A 16,028-nucleotide genomic window follows, 5' to 3' on the forward strand; every position below is an offset into this window, starting at 1 on the left:
GAAGTACGACGGGGACTCGATCGCCCCCGTCGCGTGGATCTCAGTGTTTCACCTTGCCCAGAATCACGTCGCGGATCAGATCGACGACCTGCTGCGAGCGAATACCGGTGCAGACGATCTGGCTCGGCAGATTGTCCCAATCGCCCGGCGGGAAATGACGGCCGTTCGGCTTCACGATCGTCTGGCCATCGGCGATGCCGCCGCAGACGACGCGAACCGCGCCCTCGATCGTATCGAACAGCTCGGGCGCGACGACATAGACGCAGGCGCAGCTGTCATGGACCATCATGCCGTCTTCGACGGCGTGCTTGTAGAAATCGATATAGGACTGCGACAGATCCGACAGCAGCTGAACCGAAGGTCCGCCAGCCTTGGCCATATCGGCCAGATAGCTGCGGCTCATGGTCGTGATCGCCGTCACGTCGAGACCGACCACGACCACCTTCCAGGCTGCCGTCATGACGAAATCGGCTGCTTCCGGATCGCCGTGAATATTGGCTTCGGCAACCGGAGAGACATTGCCCGGCACATAGAAATTGCCGCCCATGATCACCACGTCCTTCACGAGCGAGGCGATTTCGGGATCGTGCTTCAGCGCCAGGGCCAGATTGGTCATGCGGCCGACCGCGACCAGGGTGACTTCGCCGGGATGGGCGCGAACGGTGTCGATGATGAACTGGTAGGCCGGGCGCGGATCGGCCGGCAGGTCGATCGTGTCAGGCACGTCGATATCGCCAAGGCCGTTATGGCCGTGAACCATCGTCGGCCACGGACGCTCGCGTCGCGAGGGATCGAAAGTGACGCTTGCGCCCCGCGCGACCGGGCACGGAATATTCCACTCGCGCTTGAGGAACAGCGCGTTGCGTGTCGTCGTGTCGACGGAGGCATTGCCGAAAACCGTCGTCACGCCGAGAAGGTCGATATCCGGGTGACGATGCAGGAAGAGGAGCGCCATGGCGTCATCGACGCCCGGATCCGTATCATAAATGACCTTATGCATGATTTTTCCTTACGAACATACTGAATAAGCTTGATCTTCCGGAAAATTCCTCCCGTCGCGGATCATGCTTGAACTACCGGCATACACGAGAACGGACGGCGGCGGAATGCCGCCGCGGCGTCCCATGCGGCATTTGTGAGGTTTGCGGGGGAAATTCCATTCTCAGGCGATCCTGGCAATCGCCGCCGTGGCAAAATTGGACTTGATCTTCGGAAGCGCAAGCTCCGCATCCGGACCCGCCGCCGCAAGTGCCGCTGCTTCGGCAACTCCGTGACAACCGACACGGGCGAAGACGACCTCGGAGGGATTTTTCAGCCGGGGCGTCTCCCGCTCCAATACGGCTGCCTCGAAGAATCGCGCGGGCAGGCGAAGATGCGCCGCCGTATCGAGGATGGCCGGTTCTTCCATGCGCGCATCGATCGACGCCACGGCCAAGACCTGCCCGCTTTCGATTCCGATTTCCCGGAAGGCCCGCTCCGCAAGCAGAAGCACATCGTTCCAGTCCGTACCGCGCTCGCAGCCGAGGCCGAGAACATAGCGGCGATCGGAATTGACATGTGCCGTCATGCTCGACTCCCCAGCGGCAACAACTCACACGGCAGATGTAGCCCCCGCTTTCCGGGCCGTCAATTTTCCGCCGTATGCTTTCAGGCGGATTGCATTGCGGCAAATGAAGTGCCAGAAGGCCGCTGGTTTCCCGCCCCAGAGTTCCCCGCCTTGCAAGACATTACCCTTCAGATCCTGTTTCTGCTCTTTGCCGCCGCTTTCTTTGCCGGTTTCGTCGATTCCATCGCCGGCGGCGGCGGGCTGGTGACTGTGCCCGCCATGCTGCTGGCCGGCATTCCGCCGCTGCAAACGCTCGGCACGAACAAGGTGCAATCGATCTGCGGCGCGGCCTCGGCGACGATCGCCTATGCGCGGCAGGGGCATGTCGAGCTTCGCGAACAGCTTCCGATGGCCGCAATGGCCGTCATGGGAGGCATGCTCGGCGCCATGCTGGCAACCGTCATGCCGAGCGAAGTCCTGCGCATAGCCCTGCCCTTCCTGCTGATCGCCATCGCGCTCTATTTCGCCATCAAGCCCAATCTCGGCGATGTGGAAAAACACCGCCGCATGAGCGCCGGTCTCTTCGGCGTGACGCTGGTGCCGCTGATCGGCTTCTACGACGGTGCATTCGGACCCGGAACCGGTTCGTTCCTGATGCTTGCCTTCGTGACGCTCGCCGGCTTCGGTCTGCTCAAGGCGACGGCGCATACGAAGCTGCTCAATTTCGGCTCGAATCTCGGCAGTTTGATCGTCTTCATCTTCTCCGGCGCCATCCTCTGGAAGGTCGGCCTGACGATGGGGCTTGGCCAGTTCCTCGGCGCCCAGGTCGGCTCGCGGCTTGCCATGCGCATCGGCGCGAAGCTGATCAAGCCGTTGCTGGTCGTCGTCTGCATCGCCTTTGCGGTCAAGCTGCTGGCGGACCCCGCTCATCCCGTCCGGCTTTGGCTCGGCCTGTAACAACGGGCCTTTGATTACCTCTGACGTAATTGATAGTGCTTCGGTACGCGCCGATGATCGCCCTGCCTGAACGGTTCAGGCGATCCAAGGGAGTTGACCGATGACTGATGCGACTACCATTGCAGAACGCTATATCGCCATCTGGAACGAAGCCGACGCCGAACGCCGGCGCGCACTCATCGCCGAGGCATGGACGGAGTCCTGCAGCTATATCGACCCGATGATGCGCGCCGACGATCGCGAGCAGATCCATGCGCTGGTCACGGCGGCGCACGAGCGCTTTCCCGGTTTCCGCTTCAGCCTGATCACGGACGGCGACCGCCATGGCGACAATCTCCGTTTCTCCTGGGGCTTCGGTCCGGTCGATGCCGAACCGCTGATCAAGGGGACGGATTTCGCCATCCTCGAAGGCGACCGGCTGAAGTCCGTTCACGGCTTCATCGATCAGCTTCCGGCTGCCGCATGATGAGCCCGGTCCGCTCTCTGGGCGATTACCTGCGCGAATGGCGGCAGCGACGCCGGCTGAGCCAGCTCGAATTCGCCCTCGAAGCCGAGATATCGCAACGACACCTAAGCTTCCTCGAGAGCGGGCGCGCACTGCCAAGCCGAGAGATGCTGATGCATCTCGCAGAACGGCTCGGCATACCCTTGCGCGAGCGCAACCCGATGCTTCTCGCAGCGGGATTTGCTCCAGTCTTTCCCGAACGCAAGCTGGACGATCCGGCGCTGGCGCCGGCGCGACGCGCCATCGACATGCTGCTGAAGGGCCACGAGCCCTTCCCGGCCCTGGCTGTCGACCGGCACTGGACACTGGTCGCCGCCAACGCCGCCATCGCCCCGCTGCTCGCTGGCGTGGCCGACCCCTCGCTGACCGAAGGGCCGATCAATGTGCTGAAGCTAAGCCTGCATCCGCAGGGGTTGGCGCCCCGCATCGCCAATCTCTCCGAATGGCGCGCGCATCTGCTCGAACGGCTGCGCCAGCAGATATCGGCAACGGGCGACCCTGTGCTGATAAGGCTGCTGGAGGAATTGTCGGCCTATTCTGCCCCGGCCACGTCCAGATCGACGGCGCCGGACCGGGATTTTGCCGGTATCGCCGTACCTCTGGAACTTGACACCGCGGCGGGACATCTGTCCTTCCTGTCGACCACGACCGTCTTCGGAACGCCCGTCGATGTCACCCTGTCGGAGCTTGCGATCGAATCCTTCTTTCCCGCGAACCCGCAGACCGCGGAGGCGTTGAAGGCGATGCTGCCGGGCCGCTGAACGCCCGGCGAGCGATCAGAACTCCACGCCGGGCTGCCCTTTGATGCCCGAGCGGAAGGGATGCTTGATCAATTCCATCTCTGTCACAAGATCGGCGATCTCGATCAGCTCTTCCTTGGCGTTGCGGCCGGTCAGGACCACATGGGTCATATACGGCTTCTCGTTCTTGAGGAATTCGACCACGTCGTTGATATCGAGGTAATCATAGCGAAGTGCGATATTGATTTCGTCCAGAAGCACCATGGAGTTCCGCTCGTCACGGATCAGCTCTTTCGCCTTTTCCCAGGCGGCAGACGCCGCCGCCACGTCGCGAGCACGATCCTGCGTCTCCCAGGTGAAGCCCTCGCCCATCGTGTGGAACTGGCAAATGTCGGAGAAATGCTTCTCGATCAGGTCGCGTTCGCCGGTCCACATGGCGCCCTTGATGAACTGCACGACGGCGCTCGGCTTCCCATGCGCGATATGGCGGAAGATCATGCCGAAGGCGGAGGAGGATTTCCCCTTGCCCTTGCCGGTGTGGACGATGATCAGGCCCTTCTCATCGTTCTTGGTCGCCATGATCTTGTCGCGCGCGGCCTTCTTCTTGGCCATCTTGTCGGCATGACGGGCATCGTCGCTCTTTGGGGTTTCCGCACCGGTTTCGGCCAATTCGTCGCTCATTGCATTCTCCCTGATATGATCGATTTCTGTGCCAGCGGCCCACCGCGCCAGAGGTAGAGCGCGACGAGCGGCTCATCGTCCGTCCGCATGGCGTGGCGGATATTCGAGGGGTGGTGGATTATCTCGCCCGACCAGTGCGGCAGGAAAGGCTGGGCATCCTTGCTCCACAGCGAGCCGTCGCTCAGAGGGATATAGATCTCCTCGGCCTCGTGATGATGGTCCGGGTAATGCACGCCGGGCCCAAGCAACAGGAAGCCGCCGGCCATATCTTCGCTAGCGAAATGTCCGCGCGTGCCGAACAGCTCGATCCAGCCATACCGTTGCAGGAAATCGGCGCCGAAATCGGTGATGCTGTAGGTCTGGGCCCAATGCAGCACATTCGCGGCATCTGAAAGCCTGTGGAGCAAGGCGCTTTCCGCTCCATTGCCCGGTCGACGAGGCTCATGAAGATACCGAACGACAGGCAGATCGTGCGGCGCGAGCGCTCGCTCTTCCATCGGCCAGCGAAAGCCCTCAATGAAATGGTGCAGTCCCGGATCGCTGCGCGACAGGAGATAATCACGAAAGGCTGCCAGAAGCTCGCCGACCGCACTCATGCCGCCGTCTCCTTGCCCGTTTCCAGGCTTTCCAGATCGAACCGCGCCGAATTGCTTCTCGGCGTCCAGAGCTTGCGGTCGACCGCCTCCAGCAGGCGCTCCCGCAGATCCCGAAACGCAGCCGGGTTCTTTTCCGCCATGAAGTCCCGCACACGCTGGTCAACGACGAAGGCTTGGTAGACGGCCTCGAAATGATGATTGCGCACCGCACCTGTCGTCGCCGCAAAGGCGAAGAGATAATCCACCGTCGCAGCGATCTCGAAAGCGCCCTTATAGCCATGGCGCATGACACCCTCGATCCACTTGGGATTGACGACGCGCCCGCGCACGACCCGTCCGATCTCCTCTTCGAGGGAACGGATAACAGGCTTTTCCGGTCTGGAATGGTCGTTGTGATAGATCGACGGCCGCGCGCCGCCAAGCTGCTCGGCCGCCGCCGCCATGCCGCCCTCGAACTGATAGTAGTCGTCGCTGTCGAGCAGGTCGTGTTCGCGATTGTCCTGATTCTGCACGACCGCCTGGATCGAACGCAATCTTTCCTCAAAGACGCCGCGCTCGGCCCTGCCCTCCTCGCCGGCGCCATAGACATAGCTGCCCCAGACGAGATAGGCCTCGGCCAGATCCGCGCGCCGCTCCCAGCCTTTTTCGTCGATGAGAGCCTGCAGACCGGCGCCGTAAGCGCCGGGCTTGGAGCCGAAGATGCGGTATCCGGCCCTGCGGCTGGCGGAGACCGTATCGAGGCCGGCTGCTTCCAGCCGCTCTATCTCGCCGCGCATACGCGCCGCAATCGGATTATCCGTCTCATCCTCTTCGAGCATGCCGACGGCCCGGATCGCCTTGTCGAACAAGGCGATCTGTTCGGGAAAAGCATCGCGGAAAAAGCCCGAGATGCGCAGCGTGACATCGACTCGCGGCCGCCGCAGCATGGCCGGCGGGATGATCTCGTATCCGGTGACGCGGCGCGAGGTCATGTCCCAGATAGGCTTGACGCCGATCAGCGCCAGCGCCTGCGCGACATCGTCGCCGCCCGTTCTCATGTTCGACGTGCCCCAGGCTGTCAGGCCGAAGGAAACGGGCCATTCGCCGTGATCCTGAACATAGCGGCGGATCAGCAATTCGGCCGATTTCCGGCCAAGCTCGTAAGCTGCCGGCGTCGGTACGGCGCGGCTGTCGACCGAGTAGAAATTCCGCCCCGTCGGCAGAACATCCGGCCGGCCGCGCGTCGGCGCGCCGGAAGGACCGGGCGGCACGAAACGGCCATCTAGGCCCTTGAGCAGAGCCGAAATTTCGGCATCGCCGCAGGCGAGGATAGATGGCTGAAGCTTTGAGGCTATCTCGCCCAGAACGATGCGTGTATGTGCCCAGCCCTCGGGGCAAGTTATTTCACCCGAGACCAATTGTGCAGCCAGCAATTCGATGCGTTCGACCGTATCGCCTTGCGTGCGCCAGGGCGCCTCGGCAACCTCCTGGAGGATAGAGGGGCGCGGGCCAATCCATTCCGCAGCCATGTCGCAGTCCAGCGGGTCGAATGGTTTGCTCGGAGAGATACCTCCCTCTGTCAGCGTTGCTGACATCTCCCCCGCAAGGGGGGAGATTGAAGGGAGTATGCCGCTCCGCTCTCCCGATCCATCACCAATAGTTCCAACGGCCTCGACATCAGTTTGATACGAGCGAGCGCCATGGGTTAACGATCTCCCCACTTGTGGGGGAGATGTCGCGAGAGCGACAGAGGGGGGTATCGCACCCTCCGCACCCTCAAAAGCATCCCGCGCAATCGCCCGCTGCAGGCTCTGATCGCCGCCCTCGCCCAGCCCGCGCGGCACGCGAGCCAGCGCCACCGTCAAATCCGTCAGCAGCCTTCCGGAAGGCGAAACGCCGAAGATATGCAGGCCATCGCGGATTTGCATTTCCTTGAGGTCGCAGAGATAGGCGTCGAGCTTGCGCAATGCCTCGTCTTCGCCTTCCCCCTTGGCGATGCCGGCGTCCTGATCCAGCCCGATATCGGCGACGAGATCGAGGATCTGCTTGCGTAGCAGGCGGATGCGGCGCGGATCGCCGCCGGACGCCTCGTAATATTCATCCACCAATGCCTCAAGGTCCTTCAATGGACCATAGCTCTCGGCGCGAGTCAGAGGCGGCGTCAGGTGGTCGATGATGACAGCACTCGTACGGCGCTTGGCTTGCGTGCCTTCGCCGGGATCGTTGACGATGAACGGATAGAGGTTCGGCAGCGGCCCGAGGATCGCTTCGGGATAGCAGCTCTCCGACAGCGCCAGCGCCTTGCCCGGCAGCCATTCGAGATTGCCGTGCTTGCCCATGTGAATGACCGCATGCGCATCGAAGGAGCGGCGCAGGAAGGCATAGAAGGCGAGATAACCGTGCGGCGGTACGAGATCGGGAGAATGGTAGCTCTCCTTCGGATCGATATTGTAGCCGCGCGCCGGCTGGATGCCGACGAGCACATCGCCGAACCGGGCGAACGGCAAGGCAAAGGCATCGTTCAACGCGTAAGGGTCCGCCTCAGGATCGCCCCAGCGACCCGTCATCTCATCCTGAATCTGCGTCGGAAGAGACGAAAAGAAATGCTTGTAATCGCTGAAGGAAAGCATTTCGCGAACGACGCGGCCATCATGACTCGAATTTGTCGGGCCTTCCGCCAGATGCCGCATCAGCGCATCGCCATCGGCCGGCAGATCGGAAACCCCATAGCCGGCCCCCTGCATCGCCTTCAGCACCTCGATCGTGCCGGCAGGCGTATCGAGCCCGACGCCATTGCCGAGGCGCCCATCCCGATTGGGATAGTTCGCCATGACAAGCGCGACGCGGCGATCGCCGGGCGGCGTATTGCGCAGCCGCGCCCAGTTGGCAGCCAGCCGCGCCGTGTAGCGCATGCGATCCCCATTGGGTTCACTGGCGACGATATTGGCCTCGACCCGCTCGTCATAGCGGGCGGCGGCCTTGAACGACACGGCGCGGGCGAGAACGCGCCCGTCGACTTCGGGCAGCGCCACGTTCATGCCGAGATCGCGCGCCGAAAGGCCCTGAGAGGACGCCTCCCAGGCCTCTTTCGACGAAGCCGAAAAGATCGCTTGGAGAACGACGGCTTCACCCGTTTCGAGCACCGTCGGCTGGCGGTCCGCGCCCGGTGCCGAAACGGCAAAGCCGGTGGTATTGATGACCACACCCGGTTTCAACTCGGTAAAGACGCTTTCGAGGATACCGACGGACACGGCATCTTTCAGACTATAGGCAAAGACCGGCAGCGGCCGCATACCCTCGGCGACAAGAGCCTCTATCACGGCTTCGACAGGCTTCGTCTCACCGCTTTGAACCAGCGCGCGATAAAAGGAAATCGCGACCGTTGGGGGATTGAATCCCTCCTCCGCTACCATCGAAGCTTTGGAAACTCTCCGCCATTCCTCGACACCGATCACGCCCCGTCCCGGCCACCATATGCCGGCCTTCATCAGGGGCACGGCAGGCATCGGCTTCTCGGCGCCTGAGAGCATCGCCTCGGCATAGGCAAGGAATGCACTGGAATTCGCCTCGCCGCCTTCGATCAGATAGGACCACAGCGCATTGAGATCGTCGAGAACGACATTGGAAAACGGGGTCAATCCGGGATCGGGCTTCGAGTCGCCCGGCAACACCGCAATCAAGGCCCCCTGACGCGCCGCACAGGCATGCAGCGCCTCCAGTGCATAGTGAAAATAGCTCGCTCCTCCGAGCGCCCGCACGATGATGAGCTTCGCATGCCGGGCCGTCCTGTCGATATAGGTATCGACGGACATCGGATGCTTTAGGCTCATCAGGCTCGCAAGCCGAAGGGAACGGCCGCCTTCGCCGTGCGCTGCGGCAACAGCCGCAAGCTCGGTATCGGCGGCAGACAGAAAGAGGATATCGCCGGGCGACTGGCCAAGGTCGATTGCCTCCTCGCCGTCGCTGATCGTTCCTTTTTGAGCTAGAAGGAGGTGCATTGGACCTCAGAGTACGCAGCTGCATACCCCCCTCTGTCACGTCGTGACATCTCCCCCGCAGGGGAGGAGATCATTCCAAGCAATGCCTTACACGCTCCATTCCCCAAACCTCCTGAAACTTCAGAGGTGAGTTGTTTGAGGACGATGAAGCCACGAGCTCCCAATCTCCCCCCCTGTGGGGGAGATGACGCGAAAGCGACAGAGGGGGGTATCGCACGGCAAAGGCTCAGCATCGATCAGACCAGCGCCTCGATTGCCTTGCGCACGATCGTCTCGTCCATCTCATGCAGGCCGATCACCACGAGCCGGGTCGCCCGTGCTTCGCCCGGCGTCCAGGCACGATCGAAATAGGTGTCGATGCGGCTGCCGACGGCCTGCACCTGTAGGCGCATTGGCTTGCCGGGCACGTCGACAAAGCCCTTGAGGCGCAGGACATCGTGTTCCGCGATCACGCCCTTCAGCGCCTCGACGAAGGCTGCCGGGTCGGCAACCGGGCCGAGCTCGACGACGAAGCTGTCGAATTCGTCGTGATCGTGCGGCGTGCCGTCTTCATGCTCGAGCTCGTGATGCGACTTGCGATTGACGATATCGCCTTCCGTGCCGATGCCGAGGCCAAGCAGGACGGCGGCAGGAACATCGCCGTTCTTCGCTTCGATGATCGTCGGCTTGCGGGCGGTACGTGAGGCGACCTCGGCGCGGACGCGGCCGAGACCGTCGACATCGATCAGGTCGGTCTTGTTGAGCACGATCAGATCGGCGCAGGTCAGCTGATCCTCGAACAGTTCCTCGATCGGGCTTTCATGGTCGAGCGAATCGTCCTCGACGCGGCGAGCCTCCACGGCGTCGTGATCGTCGGCAAAGCGGCCGGCGGCAACGGCCGCGCTGTCGACCACGGTGATGACGCCATCGACGGTAACGTGCGTGCGGATATCGGGCCAGTTGAAGGCGGCGACCAGCGGCTGCGGCAGCGCAAGGCCCGACGTTTCGATGACGATATGATCCGGACGGGCATCGCGCTCCAGAAGCTTCGTCATGGTCGGAATGAAATCGTCGGCGACGGTGCAGCAGATGCAGCCGTTGGTCAGCTCGATGATATCGTCCTCGGTGCAGTTCTCCGCGCCGCAGCCTTTGAGCACGTCGCCATCGACGCCGAGATCGCCGAACTCGTTAATGATCAGCGCGATCTTCTTGCCGCCGGCATTCTGCAGGAGGTTGCGGATCATCGTCGTCTTGCCGGCTCCCAGGAAGCCGGTAATGACGGTGGCGGGAATCTTTTCCTGGTTCATGTGGATCAACCCTTCATTTTCAGCGGCAAGCCCGCTGCGATAAAATAAACTTCGGCACTCGCCGCCGCGACCATCTGGTGCAGGCGGCCGGCATGATCGCGAAACTCGCGCGCCATGCGATTTTCCGGCACGATTCCGAGGCCGACTTCGTTGGATACGAGAACGAGCCGCGATCGCGCCGTCGGCAGAAAGGCGGTCAAGGCGGCAAACTCCGCCGCCATATTCCGTTCCGCCATCATCAGATTGGTCACCCAGAGCGTCAGGCAGTCCACCAGCACGGCGCGCCCTTCGGCATCGATCGCGGTCAGTCGCGACACGATATCCAGCGGCTCCTCATGCGTCTGCCATAGTTCGCCGCGGTCGGCGCGGTGCTGCGCGATGCGCTCGCGCATCTCATCGTCCCACGCCTGCCCGGTCGCCACATAATGGCGTTCGAGACCGCTATCCGAAATGAGGGATTCGGCGAATCCGGATTTGCCGGAACGCGCCCCGCCGAGGACGAAAACAGCCCGGGAAGTCAAAGAGGACATGCGCTATTCCCGCTCCCGCGCAACTGCGCAGGCCGGCAGCGCGGAGCTGAAACCGAAAAACAGGCGCCTCCCCGCCGAAAACTCGTCTTGTGCCATGACAACCTCCGTGCTGGCAGCGGAACTCACGTTCCTGGAACAGGCTCTGCGCCCGGCACGCGTGGCAGGTCTCCTGGCTCGCGGATAAAGCGCCGCGACGGGGGCGAACCGAAACCGGTCGCCCCCGACGTGCGCCAGCGGATCTTCCTCGCCTTCCCGGCAATGCATCATGAAAAGGCGGACGATTCGTAGAATGAGAGGCGTCCTGCCCCGGCTGATCATGATGCCCCGCCAGTGGCTTTTCCGGCTTGACGCCGTCCCGCCCGTTCGCCCCATGCGAACCACCGGCGGAATGCCATTCAAACCGAACGAAAGACCCTGACCGCTCTACAGTCGCGGGGTCGGCTGTGATGAGAACGCCCGGATTGGGTCCGTCCCTTCACATTCCCTTTTCATCCCATGCGGCAGATCGCCGCTCGGGAACCATTCGTTATGCCGGCAATGATTAGGCTTTCACTTCCTTCAAGTCAATCAAGGGCATGGATGCGACGCCCATCGTCCTGATTGCGAAACAGGCAAAATATTCCTGCAAAATCGGCGGCTTTTTTGCCGTATTTCTTTGATGTTAGGAGTTTATAGAGGATAAGTCCTCACATTCGAGTAAAAACGTATCGTCCGTTTCCCATGTTGCAGAAATTCCAACCGCGCCGCCTCGGCGTCTTCTCGGCCCTATTCGACCTCGGTCGGTTCAGAGCATTGCTGCGCCGTGGCGAATTGGGACTTGTTTTCGCCGGCGCGCTGGTGGGGGTAGCCTCCGGTTGCGCCGTGACCACGATGAGCTTCATCTCGCGCAAGCTCCACAGCATCATCTACGGCATCACTGACTACGAACGCCTGAGCTCGGCGGCGGTGGCGATTCCCGACAAATCCGTGCTGCTGATAGCGCCCATAGCGGGCGGCATCATCCTCGGCATCCTGCTCTATATATTGTCGCGCACGCGCAAGAAGCCGATGGTCGACCCGATCGAAGCCAACGCGCTGCATGGCGGCCGCATGTCGCTCACCGACAGCATGCTGGTCGCCGTGCAAAACCTGATTTCGAACGGATTCGGCGCCTCGGTCGGGCTCGAGGCAGGCTATACGCAGCTTGCCGCCGGCATCGCCTCGAAGTTCGGCTACAAGATGCAGATGCGCCGGGCGGACCTGCGCATGCTCGTCGGCTGCGGCGCAGCCGGCGCCATTGCCGCCGCATTCAACGCACCGCTCACCGGCGCCTTCTATGCCTTCGAGCTCATTATCGGCAGCTATTCCATCCTGACCCTGACGCCGGTCGTCGTTTCGGCACTGATATCGACGATGATCGCAAGGTTGCTCGCCGGCGACGATTTCGCCATCGACATCGATCATTTCGGCGCGATCGTTCCGGCGGACTATCTTCCGGCCGTCCTGCTCGGCGCCTTCTGTGCCGGCATCGGCATCCTGATCATGCAGGGCGTCGCCTGGGTCGAAGAGCTCGCACGCAAGAGTTCGATCGCACCGGCCTTCCGTCCCGCGCTGGGCGGCCTCGTCGTCGGGATGCTGGCGCTGATTTCGCCGCAGGTTCTGTCCGCGGGTCACGGCGCGCTGCATCTCAACCTGTCGACAAATGCAACGCTGGGGGCGCTGGTCGGCCTCTTCATTCTGAAATCGCTGGCCTCCGCGGTATCGATCGGCTCCGGCTTCAGGGGCGGCCTGTTCTTCGCGTCGTTGTTCATGGGCGCGCTGCTCGGCAAGATCTTCGCCTATTGCGCCCCGTATCTCGATCACGCCACGCTGACACCGGTCGTCTATGCCGTGGTCGGCATGAGTTCGCTGGCCGTCGCCATCATCGGCGGCCCGCTGACCATGACGTTCCTGGCGCTCGAAATCACCGGCGACTTTCCGATCACGGCGCTGGTGCTGGCGGCCGTCATCACCTCGTCGCTCGTGGTCCGCACGACCTTCGGCTACTCCTTCGCCACATGGCGCTTCCATCTGCGCGGGGAAAGCATCCGCAGCGCCCACGACGTCGGCTGGATCCGCAGCCTTACCGTCGCCCGCATGATGCGCCCCGACGTGCACACTGCAAGCGTCGGCATGAGCATCGAGGAGTTTCGCCGGAACTTTCCGATCGGCTCGGCCCAGCGCGTCATCCTGGTCGATCAGAACGAGAAATATTCCGGAATGGTTCTCGTGCCAGACATCTACGCGAGCCCCGTGGAAAAGGACGACGAGGAACACGGACTTTCCGACTTCATCCGGCATCGCAATGAATTCCTGCAGCCGCAGATGAACGCCAAGCAGGCCGCCGCCATGTTCGACCAGACCAAAAGCGAAGCGCTCGTCGTGGTCAACGACCTGATCGAGCGCAAGGTGATCGGCCTGCTGACGGAAAGCTATACGCTGCGCCGCTACAGCGAAGAACTCGACCGTCGACGCCGCGAAGTCTCGGGCGAGCTCTGAAGGGCTCGGCTGCGCAAGAGCGCCGCGCATCCCTGGTCGACACGCTTTACCGGACCAGGCTGTCGAGCCAGGCCGGATCGAGCACGCTTTCCAATTCGGCCGCGATGTCGTCCAGCGCCGTGTCGACACCGGCGCGGTAGTCCGTGCGCTCGCCGGCCAGACCAAAGCTTGCGAGCAGCCTTGCCCGATAGGCGTCGCTGCCGAACAGCCCGTGCAGATATGTGCCCATGACGCGGCCGTCCGGCGACACCGCTCCGTCGGGGCGGCCGTCGATGACGGTCGAGGGCCGTTCGCAGTCGGCGCCGCGCGTCACGCCGAGATGGATCTCGTAGCCGGAGAGCGGCACGTCATATTCCTTCGATACGGCAAGGCTGTTGCGCACCGTCTTTTCCGGCGCCATCTCCGTCTCGATGTCCAGAAGACCCAATCCGGGCGTCTCGGTGAGCGATCCCTCGATGCCGAGTGGATCGTGGACCATGCGGCCGAGCATCTGGTAGCCGCCGCAGATGCCGATGACACGGCCGCCCCTGCGCACATGCGCGGCGATGTCGTGATCCCATCCCTGGCCGCGCAGATCGAGAAGATCACCGATCGTCGACTTGGAGCCCGGCAGCACCACAAGTCCTGCGTCGGCCGGCAAGCGCTCGCCCGCCCGGACGAAGACGAGATCGACGTCGGGCTCCGCCCTCAACGGATCTAGGTCGTCGAAATTGGCGATGCGCGACAGCACCGGCACGGCAACCTTCAACGCACCGGTGGAGCCGCGCGCAAGCCGCTCCAGGACGACGGAATCCTCAGCCGGCAGGCGGGCCGCTGCCTTCAGCCACGGCACGACGCCGTGGCACTGCCAGCCCGTAAAGCCGCCGACAGCCTCTATGCCCTCACCGAAGAGCGAGACATCGCCGCGAAACTTGTTGATGATGTAGCCGCGGATCATCCGCCGGTCTTCCTCCGGCAGGATATGATAGGTGCCGACCAGCGACGCGATCACGCCGCCGCGGTCTATGTCCCCGACCAGCACCACGGGCACGTTGGCGCGTGTCGCAAAACCCATATTGGCGATATCGCCCCGCCGCAGATTGATCTCGGCGGGGGACCCAGCTCCCTCCACGATGACGAGATCGGTTCCCGCGCGCATCGCGGCGAAGCTTTCCAGCACCGCGCCGAGCAATTGCGGCTTGAGTGCCTGATAATCCCGTCCCTTGGCATGGCCCCAGACCTTGCCCTGCACGATAATCTGGCTACCCGTCTCCGACTGCGGCTTCAAAAGCACCGGGTTCATATGCACGGACGACGGCACGCGCGCCGCCAGCGACTGCAGCCATTGCGCCCGGCCAATCTCGCCCCCGTCCTCGGCAACGGCAGCATTGTTGGACATGTTCTGCGGCTTGAACGGACGAACGCGCACGCCCCGGTTGGCGAACAGACGGCACAGTCCGGCGACCAATACCGTTTTTCCGACATCGGAGCCGGTCCCCTGCAGCATGATCGCCTTTGTCATTCCCCACCACCTCGATAGGCTGCAGCCACTGAAAACGCGGAGCTTCGCCTTGATTTCGCCGCGATCTTCAACCGCCGGAAACGGCCGTGACGATACAAAAATACATCACTTTCAATCATGCTCTATTTGCGACACCGGATGACGATTCCGTCCATTGTTAGTTCCGCGGAAGAGGATTATCTCCAGCGCGAAAACATACAACGAAACGGGCCGATCCGGCTCTGAGGATACCCCAATGCTCTTCATCTTCAACAGACAGAATTCCATCCAGATCGCCTGGAACGGCAAGGTTCCGACGTATCGTCCCGAGAGCCGCCTGCAGCAGCTGGACACACGCTTCGGCATGATCGGCTTCATCCGCACGTATAATGCCGGCTGAGATCGCGTCAAGCCACCCGTCCGATACATGAGAAGCCGCCACGCGACAGCGCCGGCGGCTTTATTCTGGATGCCCATCGAAAATTGAAAATTTGAGCCTGCGTGCCGCGCCGGCCCCGGATCGTTTCGAAACGGGACCCTTTAAATGCGAAAACCGCGCGATCCCGAGATCGACGCGGTTTGCCAAAAACGCCGGCTTCCCTGCACGTACACCGCAAGGTTCGCTTTCCCCGGTACGCACTACCTGATCCAGGGAAGCAGCGGTATGTCCCCCGCCACGCGTCGATTGATAAACCGACATCGTTACCGGAGGGTTATTAAGTGCTTAAATTAGAGTGAATCCGAAAATTTTTTGAAAATTTTCCTCTTTGCGTTGAGAAATCGCAAACGACGCAAATGAAACAAAAAACGTCTTTCAGGGACGCGGGATTTCGGCCGCATGTGACTTCGCCGGTATCCAAAAGCTCGATCGAAGCCGCGGCTTGCCCATTTTGCAGCCGTGAATAGCAGAAAATAGGCTAATTCAGGCGCTTATATCGGCTTCTCCAAGAGGCACGATAACTCCAGCCGGCCGCCGGGCTGTTGATTTCTTCATTCAAATCCTTAGGCTGCCCGTCGTCGATGCAGAGAACATCCGGCCGGGACAAGATTCCGCGGTCGCAAAAAGACCAAGTGCACGACAGCAGCAAAGGGGACCGTACCGGCGTCGTCAGCGGCGTTAAACGGTTGTGGTTGGACCACGCTGACTGGGATCGGCAAACATCGAAAACATTGGGAGTCGATTTCCACAACGTAACGAAAAATTGGGAGACGA

Annotated in this window: 13 protein-coding genes and 1 riboswitch; of the genes, 5 read left to right on the forward strand and 8 right to left on the reverse strand. The window is 62.1% G+C overall.

Annotation, left to right across the window (positions count from 1 at the left end; all coding sequences use genetic code 11):
* Nucleotides 1-40 precede the first annotated feature (40 nt).
* On the reverse strand, nucleotides 41-1,000 hold the full coding sequence (locus ACJJVH_RS07870; protein WP_112797754.1) for a nucleoside hydrolase: 960 nt from the start codon (nucleotides 998-1,000) through the stop codon (nucleotides 41-43).
* Nucleotides 1,001-1,162: 162 nt separating this feature from the next.
* Entirely contained in the window at nucleotides 1,163-1,567 is a 405-nt protein-coding gene (locus tag ACJJVH_RS07875) for a cobalamin biosynthesis protein (protein WP_113393907.1), read from the reverse strand.
* A gap of 150 nt (nucleotides 1,568-1,717) precedes the next feature.
* Between ACJJVH_RS07875 and ACJJVH_RS07880 the strand changes: the two genes are divergently transcribed.
* The 3 genes from ACJJVH_RS07880 to ACJJVH_RS07890 all read left to right on the forward strand — a co-directional run bounded on the left by ACJJVH_RS07880 (nucleotide 1,718) and on the right by ACJJVH_RS07890 (nucleotide 3,769).
* On the forward strand, nucleotides 1,718-2,503 hold the full coding sequence (locus ACJJVH_RS07880) for a TSUP family transporter (protein ID WP_112797758.1): 786 nt from the start codon (nucleotides 1,718-1,720) through the stop codon (nucleotides 2,501-2,503).
* A 100-nt stretch (nucleotides 2,504-2,603) separates the two neighbouring features.
* On the forward strand, nucleotides 2,604-2,969 hold the full coding sequence (locus tag ACJJVH_RS07885) for a nuclear transport factor 2 family protein (RefSeq protein ID WP_112797760.1): 366 nt from the start codon (nucleotides 2,604-2,606) through the stop codon (nucleotides 2,967-2,969).
* Nucleotides 2,966-3,769, forward strand: a complete 804-nt coding sequence (locus ACJJVH_RS07890) for a helix-turn-helix domain-containing protein (RefSeq protein WP_412065036.1) — start codon at nucleotides 2,966-2,968, stop codon at nucleotides 3,767-3,769. The genes ACJJVH_RS07885 and ACJJVH_RS07890 overlap by 4 nt, the downstream gene beginning before the upstream one ends.
* A 15-nt stretch (nucleotides 3,770-3,784) precedes the next feature.
* Here ACJJVH_RS07890 and cobO read toward each other — a convergent pair whose 3' ends face one another.
* The 5 genes from cobO to cobU form a co-directional block, all read right to left on the reverse strand.
* Complete coding sequence (cobO, locus tag ACJJVH_RS07895) at nucleotides 3,785-4,429, reverse strand: cob(I)yrinic acid a,c-diamide adenosyltransferase (protein ID WP_112797764.1); 645 nt, start codon at nucleotides 4,427-4,429, stop codon at nucleotides 3,785-3,787.
* Nucleotides 4,426-5,025: a dimethylsulfonioproprionate lyase family protein gene (locus tag ACJJVH_RS07900; protein ID WP_412065037.1), complete on the reverse strand. Its 600-nt coding sequence runs from the start codon at nucleotides 5,023-5,025 to the stop codon at nucleotides 4,426-4,428. Before ACJJVH_RS07900 ends, cobO begins: the two co-directional genes overlap by 4 nt.
* On the reverse strand, nucleotides 5,022-9,002 hold the full coding sequence (gene cobN / locus ACJJVH_RS07905; RefSeq protein WP_412065038.1) for a cobaltochelatase subunit CobN: 3,981 nt from the start codon (nucleotides 9,000-9,002) through the stop codon (nucleotides 5,022-5,024). The genes ACJJVH_RS07900 and cobN overlap by 4 nt, the downstream gene beginning before the upstream one ends.
* A gap of 236 nt (nucleotides 9,003-9,238) precedes the next feature.
* A complete protein-coding gene (cobW, locus tag ACJJVH_RS07910; RefSeq protein WP_112797770.1) occupies nucleotides 9,239-10,288 on the reverse strand; it encodes a cobalamin biosynthesis protein CobW in 1,050 nt (349 codons plus the stop codon).
* Nucleotides 10,289-10,293: 5 nt separating this feature from the next.
* On the reverse strand, nucleotides 10,294-10,818 hold the full coding sequence (cobU, locus tag ACJJVH_RS07915) for a bifunctional adenosylcobinamide kinase/adenosylcobinamide-phosphate guanylyltransferase (protein WP_113434835.1): 525 nt from the start codon (nucleotides 10,816-10,818) through the stop codon (nucleotides 10,294-10,296).
* Nucleotides 10,819-10,959: 141 nt separating this feature from the next.
* A riboswitch (cobalamin riboswitch) is annotated at nucleotides 10,960-11,357 on the reverse strand.
* 181 nt (nucleotides 11,358-11,538) lie between these two features.
* Here cobU and ACJJVH_RS07920 point away from each other — a divergent pair.
* Nucleotides 11,539-13,335, forward strand: coding sequence for a chloride channel protein (locus ACJJVH_RS07920; RefSeq protein WP_112797774.1), 1,797 nt, complete (start codon nucleotides 11,539-11,541; stop codon nucleotides 13,333-13,335).
* Between the two features lie 46 nt (nucleotides 13,336-13,381).
* Here the strand turns inward: ACJJVH_RS07920 and ACJJVH_RS07925 are convergent, their stop codons facing one another.
* Nucleotides 13,382-14,836: a cobyric acid synthase gene (locus ACJJVH_RS07925; protein WP_412065039.1), complete on the reverse strand. Its 1,455-nt coding sequence runs from the start codon at nucleotides 14,834-14,836 to the stop codon at nucleotides 13,382-13,384.
* A gap of 235 nt (nucleotides 14,837-15,071) precedes the next feature.
* Between ACJJVH_RS07925 and ACJJVH_RS07930 the strand changes: the two genes are divergently transcribed.
* A complete protein-coding gene (locus tag ACJJVH_RS07930) occupies nucleotides 15,072-15,215 on the forward strand; it encodes a hypothetical protein (protein ID WP_412065040.1) in 144 nt (47 codons plus the stop codon).
* Nucleotides 15,216-16,028 lie beyond the last annotated feature (813 nt).

Source organism: Rhizobium sp. SYY.PMSO (assembly GCF_046840415.1).
Classification (GTDB): domain Bacteria; phylum Pseudomonadota; class Alphaproteobacteria; order Rhizobiales; family Rhizobiaceae; genus Rhizobium.